Source organism: Pontibacter rugosus, from assembly GCF_042678745.1.
Taxonomy (GTDB): Bacteria; Bacteroidota; Bacteroidia; order Cytophagales; family Hymenobacteraceae; genus Pontibacter; species Pontibacter rugosus.
The window spans coordinates 1-1,360 of record NZ_JBHTLD010000415.1 but is presented as its reverse complement, the minus strand read 5'-3'; the positions used below and the strand labels follow the sequence as shown (position 1 = coordinate 1,360).

Below are 1,360 nucleotides of genomic sequence, written 5' to 3'. Positions count from 1 at the left end.
TTATATAAGTCACTGTTTAAGAGAATAATACGTGATTTATATTTAATTAAATCAACATGAGGACAAGGTTTTACAATCCCAGTAAGCTAGAAGTAACATTTGCAAAAGCCATTCAGGATCTCACTCCACAATTAGAAGAGCATATGGAAGAAGGTGACAGGGTAATAGAAATTGAATCTGTACATGATGCAGACAATCCGATGGTAATATATAAACTAGAAGATAAAGAAGGAGACTTGCATGAGGTGGTTGTTCAAATTATACAACGCCCGGACGCTATTGTAAAGTAATATTATCTATACTATACTTCAACAACGGCAAAGGCCTGCAGCATTTAAATACTGCAGGCCTTTGCTGTTGTTGAACACGATATCACTACACTTTAACCCAAGTCTTTGTGTTCTTACATTCCTGGAAACTTGTGCTGCCGTTGCTTAAAAAACTGCATGGCTATAAACGATATCATGAATCCAGAGATCAATCCTTCGATCATAAGCACTGTAAAAATCACAATGCCTGGAGTAGCTTCTATTCTCTGGCCAAAATACCTTTCAGCAGTAAGGGTTTCAACCAGCTCATCTCCACCGATCTGAGTATAGATAATCATAAAGGCAGCAAAAATCACTGTGCTGATAACAGAGGTAATCACGCCCGTACCCAAACCTTTGAAGTAGCTGATGTTGCCATCTACCACAGCTTTATAGCCTTTTATAGCCAGAACTACACCTACAGCCAAAATGACGCCGTTCAGAAAGCGGAGCTCTACAATATGTGTAAGCCCTAGCAGATGCATCAGCAAGAAATAAGCTATCAATGCCACAGCAGTAAGCAATCCATATTTCAAACCAATTTTTTCCATTTTATCTCGATTTTATGATCGTTTTTACCTTCAAATTATTTTACCTGGTTAGTCATGGTATGATCTGCGTTCTTAAACCACTGCATGGCAATAAAGGCGATCAAAACGCCAGGAACAGTACCATACAAAATCGTAAGCACAAAAAGCGAAAGCTTCGATAAGCCCTCCGGGAACAACGAGCTTGCCTGCAACGACGCAAGGTACTCTGTATCGAGCGTGTTCACGAAAACCATCAGGAAAAGGGCAAGAACTGCAGAAGAAACCACTCCCACTGTTGCACCGATAGCAAGGCCTTGAAAGTATTGGATCATGCCTCCCTTTGCTTTTTTGAAGTTGGAGATAGCCACACAAATGCCTATAACTAAGAATAAGCCACTAATAAAAGATAGCTCTACAGTATCGAGCAGGCCCAAAGCCCACATGATCATGAAAAATACCATATGTGCAAGCCCAACAAGTAATCCATATTTAATAGAAACCTTCTGGTATGTAATATTAGAT

At 39.7% G+C, this 1,360-nt stretch carries 3 protein-coding genes; 1 reads left to right on the top strand and 2 read right to left on the bottom strand.

The window, feature by feature from the left end; genetic code table 11:
- Positions 1-56: 56 nt before the first annotated feature.
- Positions 57-290 (top strand): hypothetical protein, encoded by a 234-nt coding sequence (locus ACFQ2O_RS21625; protein WP_377532983.1) that lies wholly within the window; start codon positions 57-59, stop codon positions 288-290.
- 113 nt (positions 291-403) lie between these two features.
- Here the strand turns inward: ACFQ2O_RS21625 and ACFQ2O_RS21620 are convergent, their stop codons facing one another.
- Positions 404-859: a DUF4199 domain-containing protein gene (locus tag ACFQ2O_RS21620; RefSeq protein WP_377532981.1), complete on the bottom strand. Its 456-nt coding sequence runs from the start codon at positions 857-859 to the stop codon at positions 404-406.
- Between the two features lie 35 nt (positions 860-894).
- The coding region (locus ACFQ2O_RS21615; RefSeq protein WP_377532979.1) for a DUF4199 domain-containing protein at positions 895-1,360 on the bottom strand (466 nt) is incomplete at its 5' end.